Below are 20,979 nucleotides of genomic sequence, written 5' to 3' on the forward strand. Positions count from 1 at the left end.
CTACTTATTTATCCTGCCGAAATTTGTTTTTTGCATGTATTCCAGCTTCTGCCATAACTGAGCTACCCAGTGTTTAGTCTGGGGCATAGATAGCATGGTCATATGATTGCCGGGTACAAGCACAGGGTTTAGTTGAGTTACGTAAGTACTCCACATAGCTTCACGGTTTTTTGTTTCCTCTATATTGCCTTTCTCTGCACTGATCAGATGAACAAGCCCCTCATAGCAAGTGCGAGGGGTATAGCATGTGTTCAGATTAGCTTGCATCACGCGGATGACCCCTTGTAACAGTGACGTTGGTGTTTTGGCCGGGAGGAGACCGACATTCACCAAAGCACGAAGCAGATACTTAATCTGTTCATTTGGAGCCAGATCAGCAAAATCTTGCTCTGTGAGGGGCAGAGGTTGGCTCAACATCATATTGTAGATATCGATCAGTTCCATTATCGTCCCGACTCGGTTAACCGGCTTGGGAATATTTCCTGGCGGATTAGGTTCATCGGTATCAATAAGAATCAGATCAGATACTCGTTCTCCTGCCGCTTGCAGTTGCAAGGCTATTTCGAAAGCAATCCAGCCACCAAAAGAATGACCCAACAGATGATAAGGACCATGAGGCTGAGTTTGGCGGATGTACTGGATATAGGCACGAGCAGCGCCTTCTACACTTGTATGAGGGCAGTTGTGTTCGTCAGTTAATCCGCGAGCCTGCAAAGCGTATACCGGAAGTTGCGCTGGGAATGACAGCGCCAGCTCAAGCAAACTGGAAGAACTGGCACCTGCGCCGGGTATACAGAATAGCGGTGGTACTGACTGAGAGCCTCGTTGAATCGTAACACGCGGATCGTAAATCGGTACAGCCTGCAAGTGGTCGCTGATTGAGTCCGCTATCTGGTTCAGGAAAGGAGGGTGCATAATAGAGAAATGCGTTCCACCGATAGAGTGGCGTATGGAATCAAGACCGACAACACCAAACCAACCGAGCCAGATATCCTCGTTAATAGTTTCATCTGCGGTATAGAGATGAATAGGCAGGGACGATTTTGGTGCAAGATAGTCCTGACCAAGTTGTACCGTGATCTCGGAGGCGTACAGACGAAGGAGAATATCATCACGTGTGATACCGACAGGTAACCATTGTTGTTCAATGCAGCAATCAAGAACCTGTTCCAGGTTACTGAGCTGCTGGAGTTTTTCTAATTCTTTTAATATCTGTTCATCATTAACGTCCACCTGAGTACGCAGTGAGTCAATAAGTAGCTCAATACGCTTCGTCTCTGTATCGACAGCATGAACAGGCGAGTTTTGTCGTTCATGCTTATTTTTATTGGTATTAGCATTGTTATAAGAATCGATCATAGCGAGATATTCTACTGCCTCACCGTCGTTTATTAGTTGATGAGCCATTTCATAAGCGATCAAGCCACCAATAGACCACCCCGCAAGGCGATAGGGGCCTTGTGGTTGAACACGACGGATTGCCTGAATATGGCAGGCCGCGAGCGCTTCAAGTGATTCCGGGGGATGCTCAAGCATGTGGATACCAAGAGCCTGTAGTGCATAAACAGGAAGTCCGGGCGGCAGTAAGGACGCCAGTGGTGAATAGACCAATGGGTCACCGGACGTTTCGTGTATCAGGAACAACGGGGACAAATCTCCTGCGGGTCTGAGCGGCACAGGATTGACATCGAACGGAGAGGTTGGCAAGTCAACATGCTCACTAATGACCAACGCCAGATCGTACAATATCGGATGAGCAAGCAAGACGACTAATGGAACTTCCATATCTTGTTCCCGCATATGGTTCAACATCTGTATGGCAAGCAGTGAATGACCGCCAAGTTCAAAGAAATGGTCGTAACGGCTGACTTTTTCCAATCCCAACAAATTTTGCCAAATTTGAGCCAACGTCGTCTCCATCTTACCAAGCGGAGCTGCATAACCGCGTGCCACTACAGCAGATGCGTCAGGGGCGGGGAGTGCCTGACGGTCGAGTTTGCCGTTAGGTGTCAGCGGGAATGCTTCAAGCACGATAAAGGCACTGGGTAACATATATTCAGCGAGATGCTGAGCAAGCTGCTGGCGTAGTTCAGCCGGGTCCAGCTCAACATCGTTCAAAGGCAGAATGTAGGCAACCAGACGTTTTTGTTCCCCATTTTTTTGATGAGAAGCGTCTTCACGCGCCAGTACTACCGCTTCGCTTACGCCGCGGCATTGCATCAATCGTGCTTCGATTTCGCCGAGTTCGATACGGAAGCCACGCAGTTTAACCTGAAAATCATTGCGGCCAAGATATTCAATATGACCATCAGGCAACCAGCGGCCGAGGTCGCCGGTTTTGAACATGCGGGCGTCTGGCTCAGACGTGAACGGATCAGGCAGAAAACGTTCGGCTGTCAATTCAGGGCGATTCAGATAACCACGTGCCACGCCGGTTCCGGCAATATGGATTTCACCGACCACGCCAAGAGGGACAGGTTGTCCCCACGAATCGAGGAGATAAATTTGCGTATTGGCGATCGGGCGACCGATATGGTTAGCAAAACCTTCCGACCTGTTCATACGTGTCCAGGTCGAATAAGTTGTTGTCTCAGATGGTCCATATAAATTACATATATCCTGCACAGAAGAGCGGGCAAACAAATGCTCAACAACGTGTGGTTTCAATGCTTCACCGGCTAAATTGATGGTTTTGACAGACATGGGTATTGCATTGACTTCAAGCAAGTGTGAAATGGCGGAAGGCACCGTGTTGATCAGGCTGACGGGATGTTCAGTTGTGACCAGTGACAGCACATCAGAAACAAGATGAACCGTGCCACCAGAAATAAGCGGAGCAAAGCATTCGTACACCGCCAGATCAAAATTCAACGAAGTGGCAAACAGTGTATGCGCTAACTCTTCCGGGCTAAAAGTCCGTTGCGCCCAAGTGAGGAAATTGACTGTATTACGGTGGGTGATCGCCACGCCTTTGGGTAGACCGGTAGAGCCGGAGGTATAGATCACATAGGCCAAATGATGTGATGTCAGCCCCAAAATTTGCGCATCTGGGTTATTGTCAGGTAGTGCTCCAAAAAGGGGTTGTTGAGTATCGAGCAACACCGTGGGGACTGGGCTGGCAAGTTTGTCCACCAGCATTGTCTGGGTCAGCAAAGCCACGGGAGTGGCATCTTCCAACATATATGCCAGTCGTTCAGTCGGATAGGCCGGATCAAGTGGTACATAGGCTCCGCCTGCCTTGAGGATACCGAGTAATCCCACCACCATATCCAAACTGCGTTCAACACAAATCGCTATCCGATCATCCGGGCGTACACCCAATGTAATCAGATGGTGAGCCAGACGATTAGCACGGCAGTTCAGTTCGCCATAACTGAGTGACTGGTCTGCGTATACCACTGCTGTAATATCGGGGCACTGTGCAGCCTGAACCTCGAATAATTGGTGGATCAGTGCATCCTGTGGGAAGTTTGTTTGAGTAGCATTAAAATTCACCAGTAATTGCTGCCGTTCGGTTGCGGGCAATATATCTAACGCCAGTACAGGCATATCTGGCGCTTCAACCAATGCCGATATCAATTGTTCCATGGCTTGCGTGAGATAGCTATTTATCCTATCTGGATCGATACCATTCGCGGTTTGGGCTGACAGCATAAAACATTCACTATCATCATCAATCGACATTTCAAATGGATAATTGGTACGTTCGTAGCCACCTAAACTGGTTAAACCCAATAACGCCAGATTAGGAGTATCACGTTTGCTGTCCTGGACGCTATTCTGGAAACTACTATGGCGGAAATTTAACAATGCACTGAACAAGGGTATTCCACTAAGTCCACTGCAACGCTGTGCAAGAGATAGTGGTGTCTGTTCATAACGCAGCAGATTGGAACAGGCGTCACTCGTCATGTTAATGAATTCCGCAACACTGTTGCCTTTCAGTTTCAACCTTAAGGGCAGGGTATTGATAAACATACCCAGAGCACGCGCACTACCCTCTATACCCGACATACGACCTGATAAAACCGTGCCGAATAGAACGTCGTCTCGCCCACTGGTACGTGCAACGACAAGTGCCCAGGCGGCATGGAACAGAATCGCAGGGTGAGTTCCCAAACGGCGGGCCGTATCACGAATTGCGTGTGAAAGTTCGGCATCAAGGACTTTTAGGGCTCCAGTCTGGCACTCGTCATTTTCCTGAATATCCGTCAGGCCGAAGGGAGCTGTGATCCCATCGATATCTGCCAGGAACGTTCGGAAGAAAGCTTCCGCTTCTTCCGTTTTTCCTTCCTGACAGGCATAAGCAACAAAATTACGGTAAGGAACTGACGGAGGTAAGTCATGACCACTTCCCATCAGGAATGCGGCTGTTTCTGCGAGCAAAGATCGGAGTGAGAGATTATCGTCAATGAGGTGATGCAACTGAAACAAGACGTATAATTTCGACGCATGCGGATCAGTTGCAACTTGTAAACGCATAAGCGGTGCATGAGATAAATCCATATGCAGGTATGACAATCCCATGCGCGCCTGCATACTGGTAACTATGTCACTATCACCATCAAATGTCAGTATATTCACCGGTAACTGCGCGTGTCGATGTACCACTTGAATGGGTTGTGGCAATCTCGCCCAGTGAATCGACGTACGCAGGATATCGTGTCGGTCGATGACAGCCTGTAATGCTTTAACAAAGGCATCAAGTTTTTCTTGATTTTCGACGCTGAACAGCAACGACATAATATAGTGATCTCTATTTGGCTCCAGCAAATGATGGAATAAAATTCCCTCCTGCAATGGCACCAGCGGATAGATATCCTGTATATTCCTGGCTCCATCGGGAATAACCTCGACAATGGCATCAATATCAGTTTGGGACAGTGAAACCAGAGGAAGCATATCAGGTGTAATTGCAGAGCAGCTTGCCGGGATTCGGTTAGCTGGCACGACAAAAACCGCGGTATCACGCTGGATAAGCTGTGCCATATCAGCCAGAACGGGAACAGAGAACACACTGCGAACATCAAGTTGCCAGCCGATGCGACGTAACCGCTCGATCAGGCTGATGATCATCAGCGAGTGACCACCGAGTTCAAAGAAATGATCGTAACGACCGATTTGTTCCAGCCCCAATAAATCCTGCCAAATCTGAGACAAAACGGTTTCTATTTCACCTATCGGGGCCTCATAGCCGCGGGTTACAACAGCGGATTGATCGGGAGCGGGAAGTGCCCGGCGGTCGAGTTTACCATTCGGTGTCAGCGGGAAAGCATCCAATATCACAAATGCACTGGGCAACATGTATTCAGCGAGATGCTGAGCAAGTTGTTGACGTAATTCAACCGGATTCAGTTCAACACTATTCAAAGGCAGAATGTAGGCAACCAGCCGTTTTTGTTCCCCGTTATTTTGATAAGAAGCGTCTTCACGCGCCAGCACCACCGCTTCACGCACACCGTGGCATTGTGCCAATCTGGTCTCGATTTCACCAAGCTCAATACGGAAGCCCCGCAGCTTGACCTGAAAATCATTGCGGCCGAGATATTCGATATTGCCATCGGGCAGCCAGCGCCCTAAATCCCCGGTTTTATACATGCGTGCATCAGTGTTGTTATTGAATAAATTACCATTGCTGAACGGATCAGAAATAAAACGTTCAGCCGTCAGTTCAGGACGATTCAAATAACCACGGGCAACACCCACACCACTGATATGGATTTCACCCGCTATACCAACAGGAACGGGCTGGCCGTGTTTATCCAAAATATAGATTTGCGTGTTGGCAATAGGATGGCCGATTGGCACTAATCCGATGTATTTATCCGCTGTACAACGCCAGGATGTGACGTCAATAGCGGCTTCAGTTGGGCCATATAAATTATGCAGCTCACAGTGAGCAAAATGAGCCATACATTGTTGTTGCAGGGAATATGATAATGCTTCTCCACTACATAAAATCTGCCGTAAAGAGAGGCAGCGACCGGCTGGCGTGAAATGGATAAAACTTTGCAGCATAGAAGGAACAAAATGAATAGTGGTAATACCACGAGACTCAATTTCTTCCAACAGATAGAGCGGATCTTTATGCCCGTTAGGGCGTGCCATGATGAGTTGAGCACCGGAGAGTAAAGGCAGGAAAAATTCCCATACGGAAACATCAAAGCTGAATGGGGTCTTCTGCAATATGCGATCAGACTGATTTAATTGATATTCATCTTTGGCCCATAACAAACGGTTGACGACGCTGCGATGCTCATTCATAACCCCTTTGGCTAGACCGGTTGAACCGGAGGTATAGAGTACATAAGCCAAATGACGGGATGTGAGTCCTAAATCAGTAACAGGCAGGTTATCCTGCCGTTGATTAGCGACATTTTTCTGGAATTCTTCGCTTTCCCATATCCAGATCGGAACATCGGTTTCTGGTAAGTGATTTTGTAAACCATTCTGGGTCAGAACTAACACAGGTTCGCTATCTGTCAGAATATAATTAAGCCGTTCCGTAGGGTAAGTGGGGTCGAGCGGTACATAGGCACCGCCTGCTTTCAGGATAGCGAGCAAGCCCACCACCATTTCCAGACTGCGTTCGGCACAAATCGCTACCCGATCATCAGGTCGCACTCCCTGTGCAATTAAACAGTGAGCCAGTTGATTGGCACGATAGTTGAGTTCACCATAACTGAGAATCTGTTCCTCAAACACCACTGCGGTAGTCTCCGGATGATTCGCTGCCTGAACTTCAAAAAGCAGGTGGATCAGTGCATCCTGCGGGAAGTCTACCTGAGTGGTATTGAACCCTGTTAACAACTGCTGCCGCTCTGATTCTGGCAGGATTGGCACTTGCAGGATTGACTGCTGCGGGTCGAGCGCCAGAGCATCCACCAGACCACGAAGGGCGATAGCCAGATAATGGGTTAATCTATTTGGGTCAATGCTGGTTACGGTCTGGGCGCTTAGACGGAAATCAACACCCAGATCATCGACTGACAGCGTGACGGGATAGTTAGTCCGCTGCTCGATGTCAATGACTCGCATACCCGCCCAGGTTGTGTCAGCTTCGCTGATTTGACTACTGGTTTGATTATGGCGGTAATTGAGTAAGGCACTGAACAGTGGCATCGGTTGAATTACGCCGCTGCACCGTTGTGCCAGCGTCAACGGTGCCTGCTCGTGCTCCAGCAACATGGTTAAACTACGATAAGTCGTTTGTACGATGTCTTGTACGCTATGACCTGCCAAAGAGATGCGTATTGGCAGGGTATTGATAAACATGCCCAGTACTCTGTCAGCACCGGCTCCACCTTGTAATCGGCCTAGCAGTACAGAGCCAAAAACAACATCATCTTGACCACTGGTTTGAGCCAGCACCAACGCCCAGGCCACATGGAACAATACACTTGGGCTGACACCCAGATGGCGGGCTTGCGTCCGAATCGCTTTTGCCAGAGTAGGTTCGAGTGGGAGGAAGGCTTCGATGACAGGTTCACTGTCATCTTGTACTTTGAGTACGCCAAACGGTGCTGTTGGTTCATTAACGTCGGCAAGTTGATTGCAGAAATAAGCCTCATGTACCGAGGTTGGTACACTCAAGGTCTGAGCAATGAAATCACGATAAGGTAATGCGGCAGGCAGTAATTCGGCATTTCCCTGTGACAACGTCACAATTTCGGCAAAGATAAGTGCCATTGTCATGTTGTCACTGACCAAATGGTGGAAACGCAGGGCCAACAACCATTCATCCTGTACCGGATCATAGGCAATATCCGCGCTAAACAACGGCGCGCGATTCAGGTTGAGGCGGTATCGACGAGGATCAGTATGGGCACGTAGCTGAGTAAGGACATCATCCGGTGTAGCAGGCGTAAAACGGTTAATATGCAGCGGTGCCTGACGCCAGACTACCTGAACAGGCTGTGCCAGCCCTTGCCAATAAACCGCAGTGCGCAGGATATCATGGCGATCGATAACCTGTTGCAACGCTGACAGGAAAATATCGAGACGCTGACGGGTATTGAAAGCGAGCAACGTTTGTAATAGATAATCATCGCCTTGTGTCTGTAACAAATGATGGAACAGAATACCTTCCTGCAACGGTGCCAGCGGATAAATATCCTGAATATTACTTACGCCACCGGGGACTGCACCGACAATAGCGTCAATTTCAGTTTGCGACAGTGAAACCAATGTCAGCATATCAGGAATGATAGCGGTACAGTTTTCAGGAATAAGGTTAGGTGGCACAACAAAGGCATCTGCATTATTTTGATGTGCCAAGATAGATTGTGCCAGTTCAGTGAGAACCGGAGTTGCAAATACACTGCGAACATCGAGGCGCCAGCCGAAACCATGCAATTGTCCGATAAGATTGACAATCATCAAAGAATGACCACCGAGTTCAAAGAAATGATCGTGACGGCCGACTCGCTCCAGTCCCAGTAAATTTTGCCAAATCTGCGCCAGAACCATTTCTATTTCATTAACGGGAGCTTCATAACTGCGGGTGACTATGGCTGATTGATCAGGGGCAGGGAACGCCTGACGGTTGAGTTTGCCATTAGGGGTCAGCGGAAACGCTTTTAGTACCATATAGGCACCAGGCAACATATATTCGGCGAGGTGTTGAGCTAATTGCCGACGCAGTTCGGCCGGCACTAACTCAATGCCATCCAGAGGTCGCAGATAGGCAACCAGACGTGTCTGCTCAGGTTCATCTTCGCGAGCCAGCACTACCGCCTCGCGTACACCGTGGCACTGCATCAATTTTGCTTCAATTTCTCCAGGCTCAATACGGAAGCCGCGCAATTTGACCTGAAAATCATTACGGCCGAGATAGTCAATATTGCCGTCAGGCAACCAGCGACCGAGATCACCGGTCTTATACATGCGGGCATTCGGATCGGAAGAGAACGGATCGGCCAGGAAGCATTCGGCAGTGAGTTCAGGACGGTTCAGGTAACCACGGGCAATACCAGCACCAGCAACATGAATTTCACCTGTCGCGCCGAGAGGGACAGGTTGTCCATGAGGGTCGAGAAGATAAATCTGGGTATTGGCGATAGGTCGGCCAATCACTGATGCTTCCGGTATCCCGGCCTGAGCCTTGTATTCATACCAGGTAGCATCACCATTGACTTCGGATGAACCATAGAAATTTAACAGACGGAGCCACGGGCAATCTGTCACAACTTGTCGGGCCAGTTCAGGCGCTAACCGTTCTCCGCTGCAAACCAACGTCCTGATGGATTTCAACTCATCATGATGGCCTTGGATTAAGTGTTTTAACAGCGAAGGCACCACTACCAGATAATTAACGCCAGAACGGCGTAAACCATCACCGAAACGGCTGAGATCTTTCACCTCATGATCACTGAACACCACCAGTTTGCCACCGGATAACAACACGCCTAACGTCTCGGTTATAGAATCGACAAAACTGATGCTGGTTTTCAGAGCCGCTACCAATGGCGTTGTTACGATATCGCGGACGAACCATAACAGTCGGTTACACAAGGCCTGGTGACTGTTCATCACGCCTTTGGGTAGCCCTGTTGAACCGGAAGTGTAAACAACATAGGCCAAACGGTGTGGAGACAGACCTGATACCACCGGATTGTGATCCGGCTGCATTGCCATGCAAGGGTCTTGCGTATCGAACTCAAGTGTATCGAGTTCTTGTATATCAATTAACACGACTGGCCCGGCATAAGACACAGTATTGCGCCATGTTGTTTGGGTAAGTAACACGGTGGGAGTCGCATCCTCAAGCATATAAGTCAGTCGCTCAGCCGGATAGGCCGGATCAAGCGGAACATAAGCACCGCCGGCTTTCAGGATGGCAAGCAGGCCCACGACCATCTCCAGACTGCGTTCGACACACATTGCCACCCGGTCGTCCGGGCGAACGCCCAGTGTGATCAGATGATGAGCCAGTTGATTGGCCCGGCGATTCAGAGTGTCGTAACTGAGTGATTGCTTTCCGCATATCACTGCTGTTGCATTGGGATTGATTGCTGCCTGTTTTTCGAACAATTGATGAATCAAGACATTCTGCGGGAAGTCTGCTTGTGTTGTGTTGAAATCCACCAATAGTTGTTGCTGTTCTGCTTGCGGCAACATCGGCAGGGTTGCTATTGCTTGTGTTGCATCCGCTGCCATTGCCGCCAGTACCTTCATTAAATAACCAACCATACGCTCAATGGTTGCGGCATCGAACAAATCGGAGGCATATTCCAGATCACCCACTAACCCCGCTTCTGTTTCGGTCAGTGACAGCATCAGATCGAAGTGAGCACCGTGACGTACTTGCTCAACCGCTGAAAGTTGCAAGCCGGGCAGTGACAATGTTTGAGCCGGCGTATTGTTTAAAGCCAGCATCACCTGAAAGATCGGGCTGTAGCTGAGGCTGCGTTCTGGCTGTAGTGCTTCTACCACCTGTTCAAAGGGCAAATCCTGATGAGCATAGGCGGCCAACGCACGTTCCCGAACCTGAGCAAGCAGGCTGGCTATATTGGATGTATCACTCAGCGTGACCCGTAAAGCGAGTGTATTGACGAAGAAACCGATTAAATTCTCAAGTTCATGATACGGGCGGTTAGCGACTGGCGTGCCGATAACAATATCCTCTTGCCCACTGAGTCGGGCAAGGACGATACCCCAAGCCGTCAATAAGGTCATAAATAAAGTGGCGTTATGACGTTTCCCCAGTGTCTTAAGAGATGTCAATAAGGCCGCATCAATGCAGAGAGGCACCCGGTCGCCAGCATAGCTTTGTACTGATGGCCGCGGATAGTCGGTTGGCAGCGTCAGTAAGGTCGGAACCCCCTGGAGTTGATGACGCCAAAAATCGAGTTGTTCGGCAAAAACGGTTCCCGGCAACCAATTGCGCTGCCAGGCAGCATAGTCAGCATATTGAATGGGCAGCGGCGGCAATGGTTCATCTTGGCCGCTGAGGGTGGCACGGTAGAACGCACCCAGTTCATGTATCAACACACCGACAGACCAGCCATCGGAGATAATATGATGTTGAGTGATCAGCAGTACATGCTCTTCATCCGCCAGTTGCAACAACTGACCTCGGATTAGTGGGCCATGAACAAAATCAAACGGCGTCCGGGCTTCAAGGGCGGCAAGCTCCGCAATGTAATGAGCGTGTTCTTCTGACGCTAACGAGCGCAGGTCTTGGCTGGATAAGGTAAAGCCGATATTTGCAGGCTCAATGTGTTGATAAGGTTGCCCCTCAATCAGAACAAAATGGGTACGCAGACTCTCATGGCGGATGACCAGCCGATCAAGTGCGGTGGTCAAAGCATGACGATCAAGCAAACCGGTAAGATGGAGTGCAGCTGGAATATGGTAAGCCTGGCTGGCTGCTTCATCAAGCTGTCCAAGGAACCATAGACGCTGTTGAGCGAAGGAGAGTGGCAGTGGTTGATTGCGGTCAGCCGTAGGGATAACACTCTGAGAAGTTGGACAAACACTGATGAGTGAGCGAGCCAGCTCCATCAAGATAGGTTGAGCAAAGAGTTGCTGCAACGGTAATTCCTGTGCCAATTCCTGACGTATACGCGCGGCAAACTGGACAGCGAGCAACGAATGTCCTCCCAGTTCAAAGAAATGGTCGTGACGGCTGATCCGTTCCACTCCTAGTAGTTCTTGCCAGATCCGCGCCAGAACGATTTCGGTTTTACCGATGGGGGCTTCATAGCCACGTACAATCATGGCGGATAAATCCGGCACAGGCAGTGCCTGACGGTCAAGTTTACCGTTAGGCGTCAATGGGAAAGCATCAAGCGTGACAAAGGCGCTCGGCAACATATAGTCGGCGAGATGGTGTGCAAGTTGCTGACGCAGTTCGGCGGGAATCAGTTCAACACCTTCTGACGGTAGCAGATAGGCGACCAGCCGTTTCTCTGCTGTGTTCTCAGCGGAAATATTTTCGCGAGCCAGCACGACGGCTTCACGTACCCCGTGACATTGCATCAATCTGGCTTCGATTTCTCCCAGTTCAATGCGGAATCCACGGAGCTTGACCTGAAAATCATTACGGCCGAGATAATCAATATTACCATCAGAGCGCCAGCGACCGAGGTCACCAGTTTTATACATGCGTGCATTCGGATCGGAAGAGAACGGATCGACCAGGAAGCGTTCAGCCGTCAGTTCAGGGCGGTTCAGATAGCCGCGGGCCACTCCCGCACCAGCGATATAGATTTCGCCAGCGACATCGAGGGGAACAGGCTGACCGAAGGCGTCGAGAATATAAATCTGAGTATTGGCTATCGGGCGGCCGATAGGAATAGAGCGAGCCGCATCAACAAGTGAAGTCATGGTATAAGTTGCAGCGAATGTTGTGGTTTCCGTTGGGCCATAACCGTTGATTAAGTGTGCTGGCTGCGACTCAGCCGACTGAACGCGTCGTATCTTGCTTGGGTCAAGTACATCGCCGCCAATAAGCAAGTAACGTAATTGACCAAACAAGCACTCAAGATCGTCTAAATACTCATTGAATAAACCCGACGTTAACCAGAGAGCTGTCACCTGTCCTCTGATAAGTGAGTGGCGGAAACTTTCTGGATCAAGCAACGTTGATTGCGGAATGACACATAAGCAGCCGCCATTTAACAAGGCAGACCAAATTTCCCACGTCGAAGCGTCGAAAGCCATATTGGCACAGTGAGCAATGCAGTCATCGGGGCCAATATCAACAAAGCCATTATTGATAATGAGACGAAGCACGTTGCGGTGCTCGACCATCACCCCTTTAGGCAATCCAGTGGAGCCTGAAGTGTAGATCACATAGGCCAGATGACGCGATGTTAAACCTAACGCCTGTGGCTTTGGATTGTGGGTAGGTTGTGTCGCTATAGCTGAATCTTGAACATCCAGTAATACAATAGGTACGGGGCTATCCAGCGTATCGCTCCAGGCTGTTTGGGTCAGCAAGATCACAGGGGCGGCATCTTCAAGCAGATAAGCCAGCCGTTCGGCTGGATAGGTGGGATCGAGTGGCACATAAGCACCACCTGCTTTGAGAATAGCCAGTAAGCCCACGACCATATCCAGGCTACGTTCAGTACAAATCGCCACCCGATCATCCGGGCGAACACCTAGTTCAATCAGGTAGTGAGCCAGACAATTGGCACGACAGTTGAGCTCGTCATAACTCAACATCTGCTCTTCAAACGTCACGGCTATAGCATCTGGCCGCTGCATTGCCTGAGCTTCAAATAATTGATGGATGAGATTATCTTGCGGGAAATCTGTTTGAGTGGCATTGAAATTCATCAATAGTTGTTGCCGTTCTTCGGGAGGCAAAACCGGGATATTCCGAATCAATTGTTGTGGGTTGTGGGCCAGCGCATCAACCAAACCCCTCATGGCCGTAGCCAGATAGGCAGTAACGCGAGTTGGATCGATGCCCTCTACCGTTTGAGCGGTCAGTTGAAAATCGGTTCCCAGATCATCTACCGACAGGGTAATAGGATAATTTGTACGTTCTTCTGCGGCCAAGACACGCATACCGTCCCAAGTTGTGTTCGCCGCATCTGCTGTGTTGATTTGATTGTGACGGTAATTGAATAATGTGCTGAACAACGGTGTCGATTGCGCCATATTGCTGCACTGTTGTGCCAGCGGCAACGGTGCTTGCTCATGCTCCAGTAGCATCATCAGACTATGGTAAGTCGCCTGCACCACTTCTTGTACCGTCTTTTGTTCGGTTTTGTTTTTTTGTCCAGTCTTGTTGGTCAGAGAAATCCGTATTGGTAATGTATTGATAAACATACCCAATATCCGATCAGCGCCAACGCCTCCCTGTAGTCGGCCCAACAGCACAGAGCCAAAGACCACATCATTACGGCCGCTGGTCTGCGCCAGTACTTGGGCCCAGCCTACATGAAACAACACACCCGGACTCACGCCCAGACGACGGGCTTGGATGCGGATAGCTTCCCCCAACGCGGGTGCGATAGGGAGACGATCTTCAATGACGAGGGCACCGCCGGTTTTTACGTTGAGGATGCCAAACGGAGCGGTCGGTTCGTCAATATCGGCAAGTTGGGTGCGGAAATAAGCCTCGTGTTCGCAGATCGGCACACTTAAGGTTTGGGCAATAAAGTTACGATAGGGTAGTGCTTCGGGCAGCATTGCGGCACAACCCTGTTGTATCTGCGCAATTTCCGCGAAAATCAGCGCCAGTGTCATATGGTCGCTGACCAGATGGTGGAAGCGTAGCGCCAGTAGCCATTCTTCTTGTACCGGATCATAAGTAATATCAGCAGCAAACAATGGCGCGTGGCTCAGGTCGAGGCGGTTCTGTTTCGGATCGGTGTAAGCTCGCAATTGAGCCGGAACGTCATCCACTGTAGCAGGAATAAAATTATTAACATGGAGGGGAGCCTGACGCCAAACTACCTGAACCGGTTGTACCAGTCCTTGCCAGTAAGCAGAAGTACGCAGGATATCGTGACGATCAATCACCTGTTGCAGGGCGATCAGGAAGGTATCAAGACGTTTGCGGGTATCGAAGGCGAGCAGGCTTTGCAGCAAATAGTCGTCACCTTGTTCCTGTAATAAGTAATGGAACAAAATCCCTTCCTGCAATGGCGCCAGCGGGTAGATATCCTGTACATTACTTGCTCCACCGGGGATTGTCTCAGCGATAGCATCAATTTCATTTTGTGCCAGTGAAACCAGCGGTAACATGTCGGGCGTGATAGTCGTGCAATCTGCGGGAATACGATTGGCCGGTGCCAGGTTGTTTGCTACCAGATTACCTGATACGGCCAAGGCATGGGTATCACGCCGGATAACTTGCGCCATATCGGTGAGGGTTGGTGCAGTGAATACACTACGAACATCAAGTTGCCAACCGAGATTACGTAGCCGCTCAATCAGGCTGACAATCATCAATGAGTGACCGCCCAGTTCAAAGAAGTGATCGTGACGACCAACTTGCTCTAACCCTAGCAGATTTTGCCAAACCTGAGCTAAAGCGATTTCTGCTTCACCATTCGGAGCAGCATAAACGCGCGTGGCTATCGCAGAGGAATCCGGTGCAGGCAATGCCTGGCGGTCAAGTTTACCGTTAGGTGTTAACGGAAAAGCATCCAGTATCACGAAAGCGCCAGGTAGCATATATTCCGCAAGATGCTGGCCGAGTTGCTGACGCAGCGTGGCGGGGATCAGTTCGATACCATCCAAAGGACGTAAATAGGCAACCAGCCGTTTCTCTGTTGTGTTCTTACTGGAAATTGTGTTCTTACTGGAAATCGTGTTCTTAGCGGAAATTGTGTTCTCACCGGAAATATCTTCGCGAGCCAGCACCACGGCTTCACGTACTCCGTGACATTGCATCAATCTGGCTTCGATTTCTCCCAGTTCAATACGAAAGCCGCGTAACTTAACCTGAAAATCATTGCGGCCGAGGTATTCGATAGTACCGTCAGGGAGCCAGCGGCCGAGGTCACCGGTCTTGTACATGCGGGCTTTTGACGCAGGGAAGAAGGGGTCGGTCAGGAAACGTTCAGCCGTCAATTCAGGACGATTCAGATAACCGCGGGCAACACCGGCGCCGGCAATATAAATTTCGCCGGTCACACCAATAGGAACGGGCTGACTGTAGGTATCGAGAATATAAGCACGCAGGTCAGCGAGTGGTTGACCGATTAAACTACCACGTCCAGCGTAGATATCTGCTTCCGTGAGTTCACGGTAAGTTGCATGTACAGTAATTTCAGTAATGCCATACATATTAACCAGACGTGTCTGCTGTGTGGGATTACGTGCGACCCACGGGGCAAGTGTAGGCAATTCTAATGCTTCACCACCAAAGATGATGCAGCGTAGTGCATGGGGGGTATCTTCCTGAGCTGAAATCAACTGGCGAAAAGCACTGGGGGTTTGGTTCAGGATCGTCACCTGTTCATGGCATAACAGCGCATAAAACATCTGTGGTGAACGGGTACAATCAGCCGGGATCACGACAAGCCGACCACCATAAGACAGAGCACCCCATATTTCCCACACAGAGAAATCGAACGCGAACGAGTGAAACAGCGTCCAGACATCATCACTATCAAACTGGAAACATGCTTGGGTTGCGGCTAACAGACGAATAACATTGGCGTGTTCAATCATAACGCCTTTGGGTTTACCGGTAGATCCTGAAGTATAAATCACATAGGCCAGATGACGTGACGTCAAGCCCAATGCCTGTGCGTCTGGGTTATGAGTCGGGTAGATTGCCAGTGGCAATTTCGGGTCATCAAGTACCACGGTGATTACAACACGATCTATAAAACTGTCTACAAAACTATCCAGCTTATTGATCAACGTCGTTTGGGTAAGTAATACCACAGGAGCGGCATCTTCAAGCATATAGACCAACCGCTCCGCGGGGTAGGTGGGATCAAGCGGAACATAAGCCCCACCCGCTTTCAGGATAGCAAGCAGGCCCACCACCATATCCAGACTACGTTCGACACAAATTGCTACCCGATCATCAGGACGCACGCCTAGCCCAATAAGATAATGTGCCAGTTGATTGGCCCGGCGGTTCAGTTCGCCATAGCTGATAGTTTGTTGTTCAAATATCACAGCAGTGACATCAGGATGGTGTTCTGCCTGAGATTCAAACAATTGGTGAATTAAGGCATCCTGCGGGAAATCGGCCTGGGTGGTATTAAATCCGTTCAGTAACTGTTGTCGTTCCGATTCCGGCAACATGGGCAAGCGACTAATAATTTGTGTCGGATCAGCGACCATCGCCGTCAGTACATTCTGCAAGTAGTTGATCATGCGCACGACAGTCTCTGAGTCAAACAAATCAGTGGCATACTCTAAATTACCGAGCAAACCAACATCCGTTTCGCTCAGTGACAATGTCATATCGAATTGGGTGCTATGGCGCACTGGTTCAACCGCTGAAAGCTGTAAACCGGGTAGTGACAATGTTTGGGCTGGCGTATTGTTTAAAGCCAGCATGACCTGAAAAATGGGGCTGTAACTGAGGCTGCGCTCAGGTTGCAGTGCTTCTACCACTTGCTCGAAGGGCAGATCCTGATGCGCATAGGCGACCAGCGCCCGCTCCCGAACCTGCATGAGAAGATCGGTAACGCTGGCGGTATCATCCAATGTGACACGTAAAGCGAGCGTATTGGCGAAGAAACCGATCAATCCCTCCAATTCCCGATGCTGGCGGTTGGCAACTGGAGTGCCGATAACAATCTCATCCTGACCACTGAGGCGGGCAAGAACAATGCTCCAGGCCGTCAGAAGGGTCATAAATAGGGTCGCGTTATGGTGTTGTCCTAGTTTCTTGAGGGATGTCAGTAAAGCGACATCAAATTTAAAGGACGCCTGTCTACCGGCATAAGTCTGTGCTGGCGGACGTGGCCGGTCAGTGGGCAGATCTAATAAGGCCGGTGCACCTGCCAGTTGCTGACACCAGAAATCACGTTGTTCAGCAAAAGTCTCTTCTTGTCGCCTGCCGTGCTGCCAGACGGCATAGTCGGCGTATTGAATGGGCAGTGGTGGTAGCAGAGCATCGTAGCCATCGAGGGCAGCCCGGTAGAACGCCCCCAGTTCATGCACCAGCACACTAACAGACCAGCCATCAGTGATAATGTGGTGCAGCGTTAACAGCAGCACATGCTCTTCGTCCGACAGTTGCAGCAATTGACCGCGGATCAGTGGCCCCTGAGTCAAATCAAACGGTGTTTGTGCCTCAAAAGTGACAAGTTCCGTAATGTGATGAGTCTGTTCTTCTGGTGCTGACTGGCGCAGATCCTGGCAGGACAGCGCAAAGCCGATATCCGCCGGGGAAATGTACTGACAGGGTTGCTCTTCAATCAAAATAAAGCGGGTACGCAGGCTTTCGTGACGGGCAATCAGGCAATCAAGTGCGACAGATAAAGCGTGCTGATTAAGTTGTCCTGTCAGACGTAGTGCTACCGGAACATGATAAGCCAGACTGACTGCCGGATCGAGTTGGTCAAGAAACCATAATCGCTGTTGGGTGAAAGACAGGGGCAACGGGTGGTTACGCTCAGCCGGAGAGATAATGGTGATTTGTTCGGTCGCTGAGAAATCGGCAGAAGTATCGTTGATCACCTGTGCCAGATCTGCCAACAGAGGCCGGGCAAAGAGTTGCTGCAATGGTAATTCTTGTGCCAGTTCTTGACGCACGCGTGAAGCGAGCTGGACAGCAAACAGTGAATGTCCGCCCAGTTCAAAGAAATGGTCGTAACGGCCGACTTTTTCAACCCCTAGCAGGTCTTGCCAGATTTTAGCCAGTATGATTTCAGTTTTACCGACGGGGGCTTCATAACCACGTGCTATCACTGCGGATAAATCCGGCATTGGTAATGCCTGACGGTCAAGTTTACCGTTAGGTGTCAGTGGGAAAGCTTTAAGCGTGACAAAGGCACTCGGCAGCATATAGTCGGCAAGATGTTGTGCGAGTTGCTGACGCAGTTCGGCGGGCTTCAGTTCAATGCCTTCCGCGGCGAGCAGGTAGGCAACCAGCCGTTTCTGGTTGCCTGTTTTCTCATCAGACATTCCTTCATGTTGTTCTTTATGTAGGTCTTTATGTAAGTCTTCACGAACCAACACGATGGCTTCTTTTACCCCGTGACATTGCATCAATTTTGCTTCAATTTCGCCAGGCTCGATGCGGAACCCACGCAGTTTAACCTGAAAATCATTGCGACCAAGATAGTCAATATTGCCATCAGAGCGCCAGCGACCGAGATCACCGGTTTTATACATACGTGCATCGGGATAGGCAGAGAATGGATCAGACAAGAAACGTTCGGCCGTCAGTTCAGGACGATTCAGATAGCCGCGGGCAACTCCCATGCCAGCGATATAGATTTCACCGACCGCGCCAATGGGAACCGGTTGACCCTGCGGATCGAGGATATAGATCTGCGTGTTGGCAATCGGGCGTCCGATGGGCGGTGCTTCGGTTTCCTGACTGTCACATAAATACATCGCTGAACAAACAGTATTTTCTGTCGGGCCATAGGCATTAATCATACGCCGCCCTGTTGCCCAGCGTTTGACCTGCGAAGACGGGCAGGCTTCACCCCCGACCAGCAAAGTCTCCAATGTTTCTGGTACAGCATCCATCGCTGACAATGCAACTGGCGGCAGAAGCACATGGGTAATAGCCTGTGTTTCCAGTGTTTTCAACAAAGCCTCACCGGGCAACAATTTTGTACGCGAAGCAAGATGGAGGCTGGCCCCTGCCACAAGTGCCATACAGCACTCCCAGATACAGGCATCAAAGCTGTTTGAGGCAAATTGCAAGATACGGCTGTTGGAGGTAAGCGCCAGTGTATTTTGTTGATTGACAATCAGGTTAGTCAGGCCGCGGTGCTCGACCATCACCCCTTTAGGTAAGCCGGTGGAACCAGAGGTGTAGATCACATAGGCCAGATGGCGTGACGTCAGCCCCAATACCTGCGCATCTGGATTGTGAGCAGGCAGTGTTCTTAACAAGGCTGCTTGTACATCAAGTACCACAGTAGGAACAGGGCGGTTCAGCAGGTCAACCAGGGTAGTTTGGATCACGGTTTGGGTCAGTAATACCACGGGAGTAGCGTCTTCAAGCATATACGCCAGTCGCTCAGACGGATAGGCCGGATCAAGCGGTACATAGGCACCACCGGCTTTAAGGATAGCCAATAAGCCTACCACCATGTCTGGACTGCGTTCGACGCATATTGCCACCCGATCATCCGGGCGCACGCCTAATGAAATCAAATAATGCGCCAGGCGATTAGCGCGGCAATTGAGTTCACCATAACTCAACATTTGCTCTTCAAATACCACAGCAATCGCTTCTGGACACTGTACTGCCTGCATCTCAACAAGTTGGTGAATGAGAGCATCCTGCGGGAAATCCGCCTGAGTAGCGTTGAAGTCAACTAATAATTGTTGTCGCTCCGAGATTGGCAGAATGGGGATTTGCACAATAGCTTGTTGTGGATCACGAATCAACGCTTCAACCAGACCGCTGATAGCAGTGACCAGATACGTGTTTATGCGAACGGGATCGATACCATCCACAGTTTGGGCGGTCAGATGGAAATCAGTTCCCAGATCATCTACCGACAGAGTAATGGGGTAGTTACTTCGTTCTTCGGCGGCAATGACACGCATACCGGCCCAAATTGTCTCGTTTGCATCTGTATCGGCTTTACCAATTTGACTATGACGGTAATTCAGTAAGGTGCTGAACAGCGGCATGGATTGAGTTACACCACTACAACCTTGCGCCAGTACTAACGGTGTTTGCTCGTGTTCCAGCAGCGTCATCAGATTGCGGTAGGTAGCTTGTATCACTTCCTGTACATTGCGCTTATTTAAAGAAACACGCACGGGTAGAGTATTGATAAACAAGCCCAATATCCGGTCGGCACCAGTTCCTCCTTGTAAACGCCCCAGTAACACCGAGCCAAAGACCACATCATCACGACCGCAGGTTTGTGCCAGTACTTGCGCCCAGGCTACATGAAACAGCACACTTGGACTGACCTTCAGACGGCGGGCTTGGGTACGAATCGTTTTTGCCAGCGCAGAGTTAAGCGGAAACTGAGCTTGGCTGACAGGGTTACTGCCGTTTTGTACTTTGAGTATGCCAAACGGTGCGGTTGGTTCGTCAATATCAGCAAGCTGGGCGCGGAAATAAGTTTCGTGTACAGCAGCCGGTATGCTCAGGATTTGGGCGATAAAGTTGCGGTACGGTAATGCCGTGGGCAGTGTTTCAGCTTTGCCCTGTAATATTTGGGCAATTTCGGCAAAAATCAGCGCCAGTGTCATATGATCGCTGACCAGATGGTGGAAGCGTAGCGCCAGCAGCCATTCCTCCTGTGCCGGATCATGGACGATATCCGCAGCAAACAGGGGGGGACGACTCAGGTCAAGCCGATGCCAGCGCGGATCTGTGTAGGCTCGTAGCTGAGACGGGAT

General features: G+C 50.1%; 1 protein-coding gene (running past one end of the window). It reads right to left on the reverse strand.

Features of this window, described 5'->3' with window-relative positions; all coding sequences use genetic code 11:
• Positions 1-20,979 carry the 3' portion of a non-ribosomal peptide synthetase gene (locus AAC147_RS17665; RefSeq protein WP_047683312.1) on the reverse strand. Its footprint extends 3,723 nt past the window's final position, so only the last 20,979 of its 24,702 coding nucleotides appear in the window; its start codon lies off the right edge, out of view — the gene reads right to left on this strand; its stop codon occupies positions 1-3.

Origin of the sequence: Xenorhabdus sp. NBAII XenSa04 (assembly GCF_963866145.1) — a bacterium.
Lineage (GTDB): Bacteria > Pseudomonadota > Gammaproteobacteria > Enterobacterales > Enterobacteriaceae > Xenorhabdus > Xenorhabdus indica.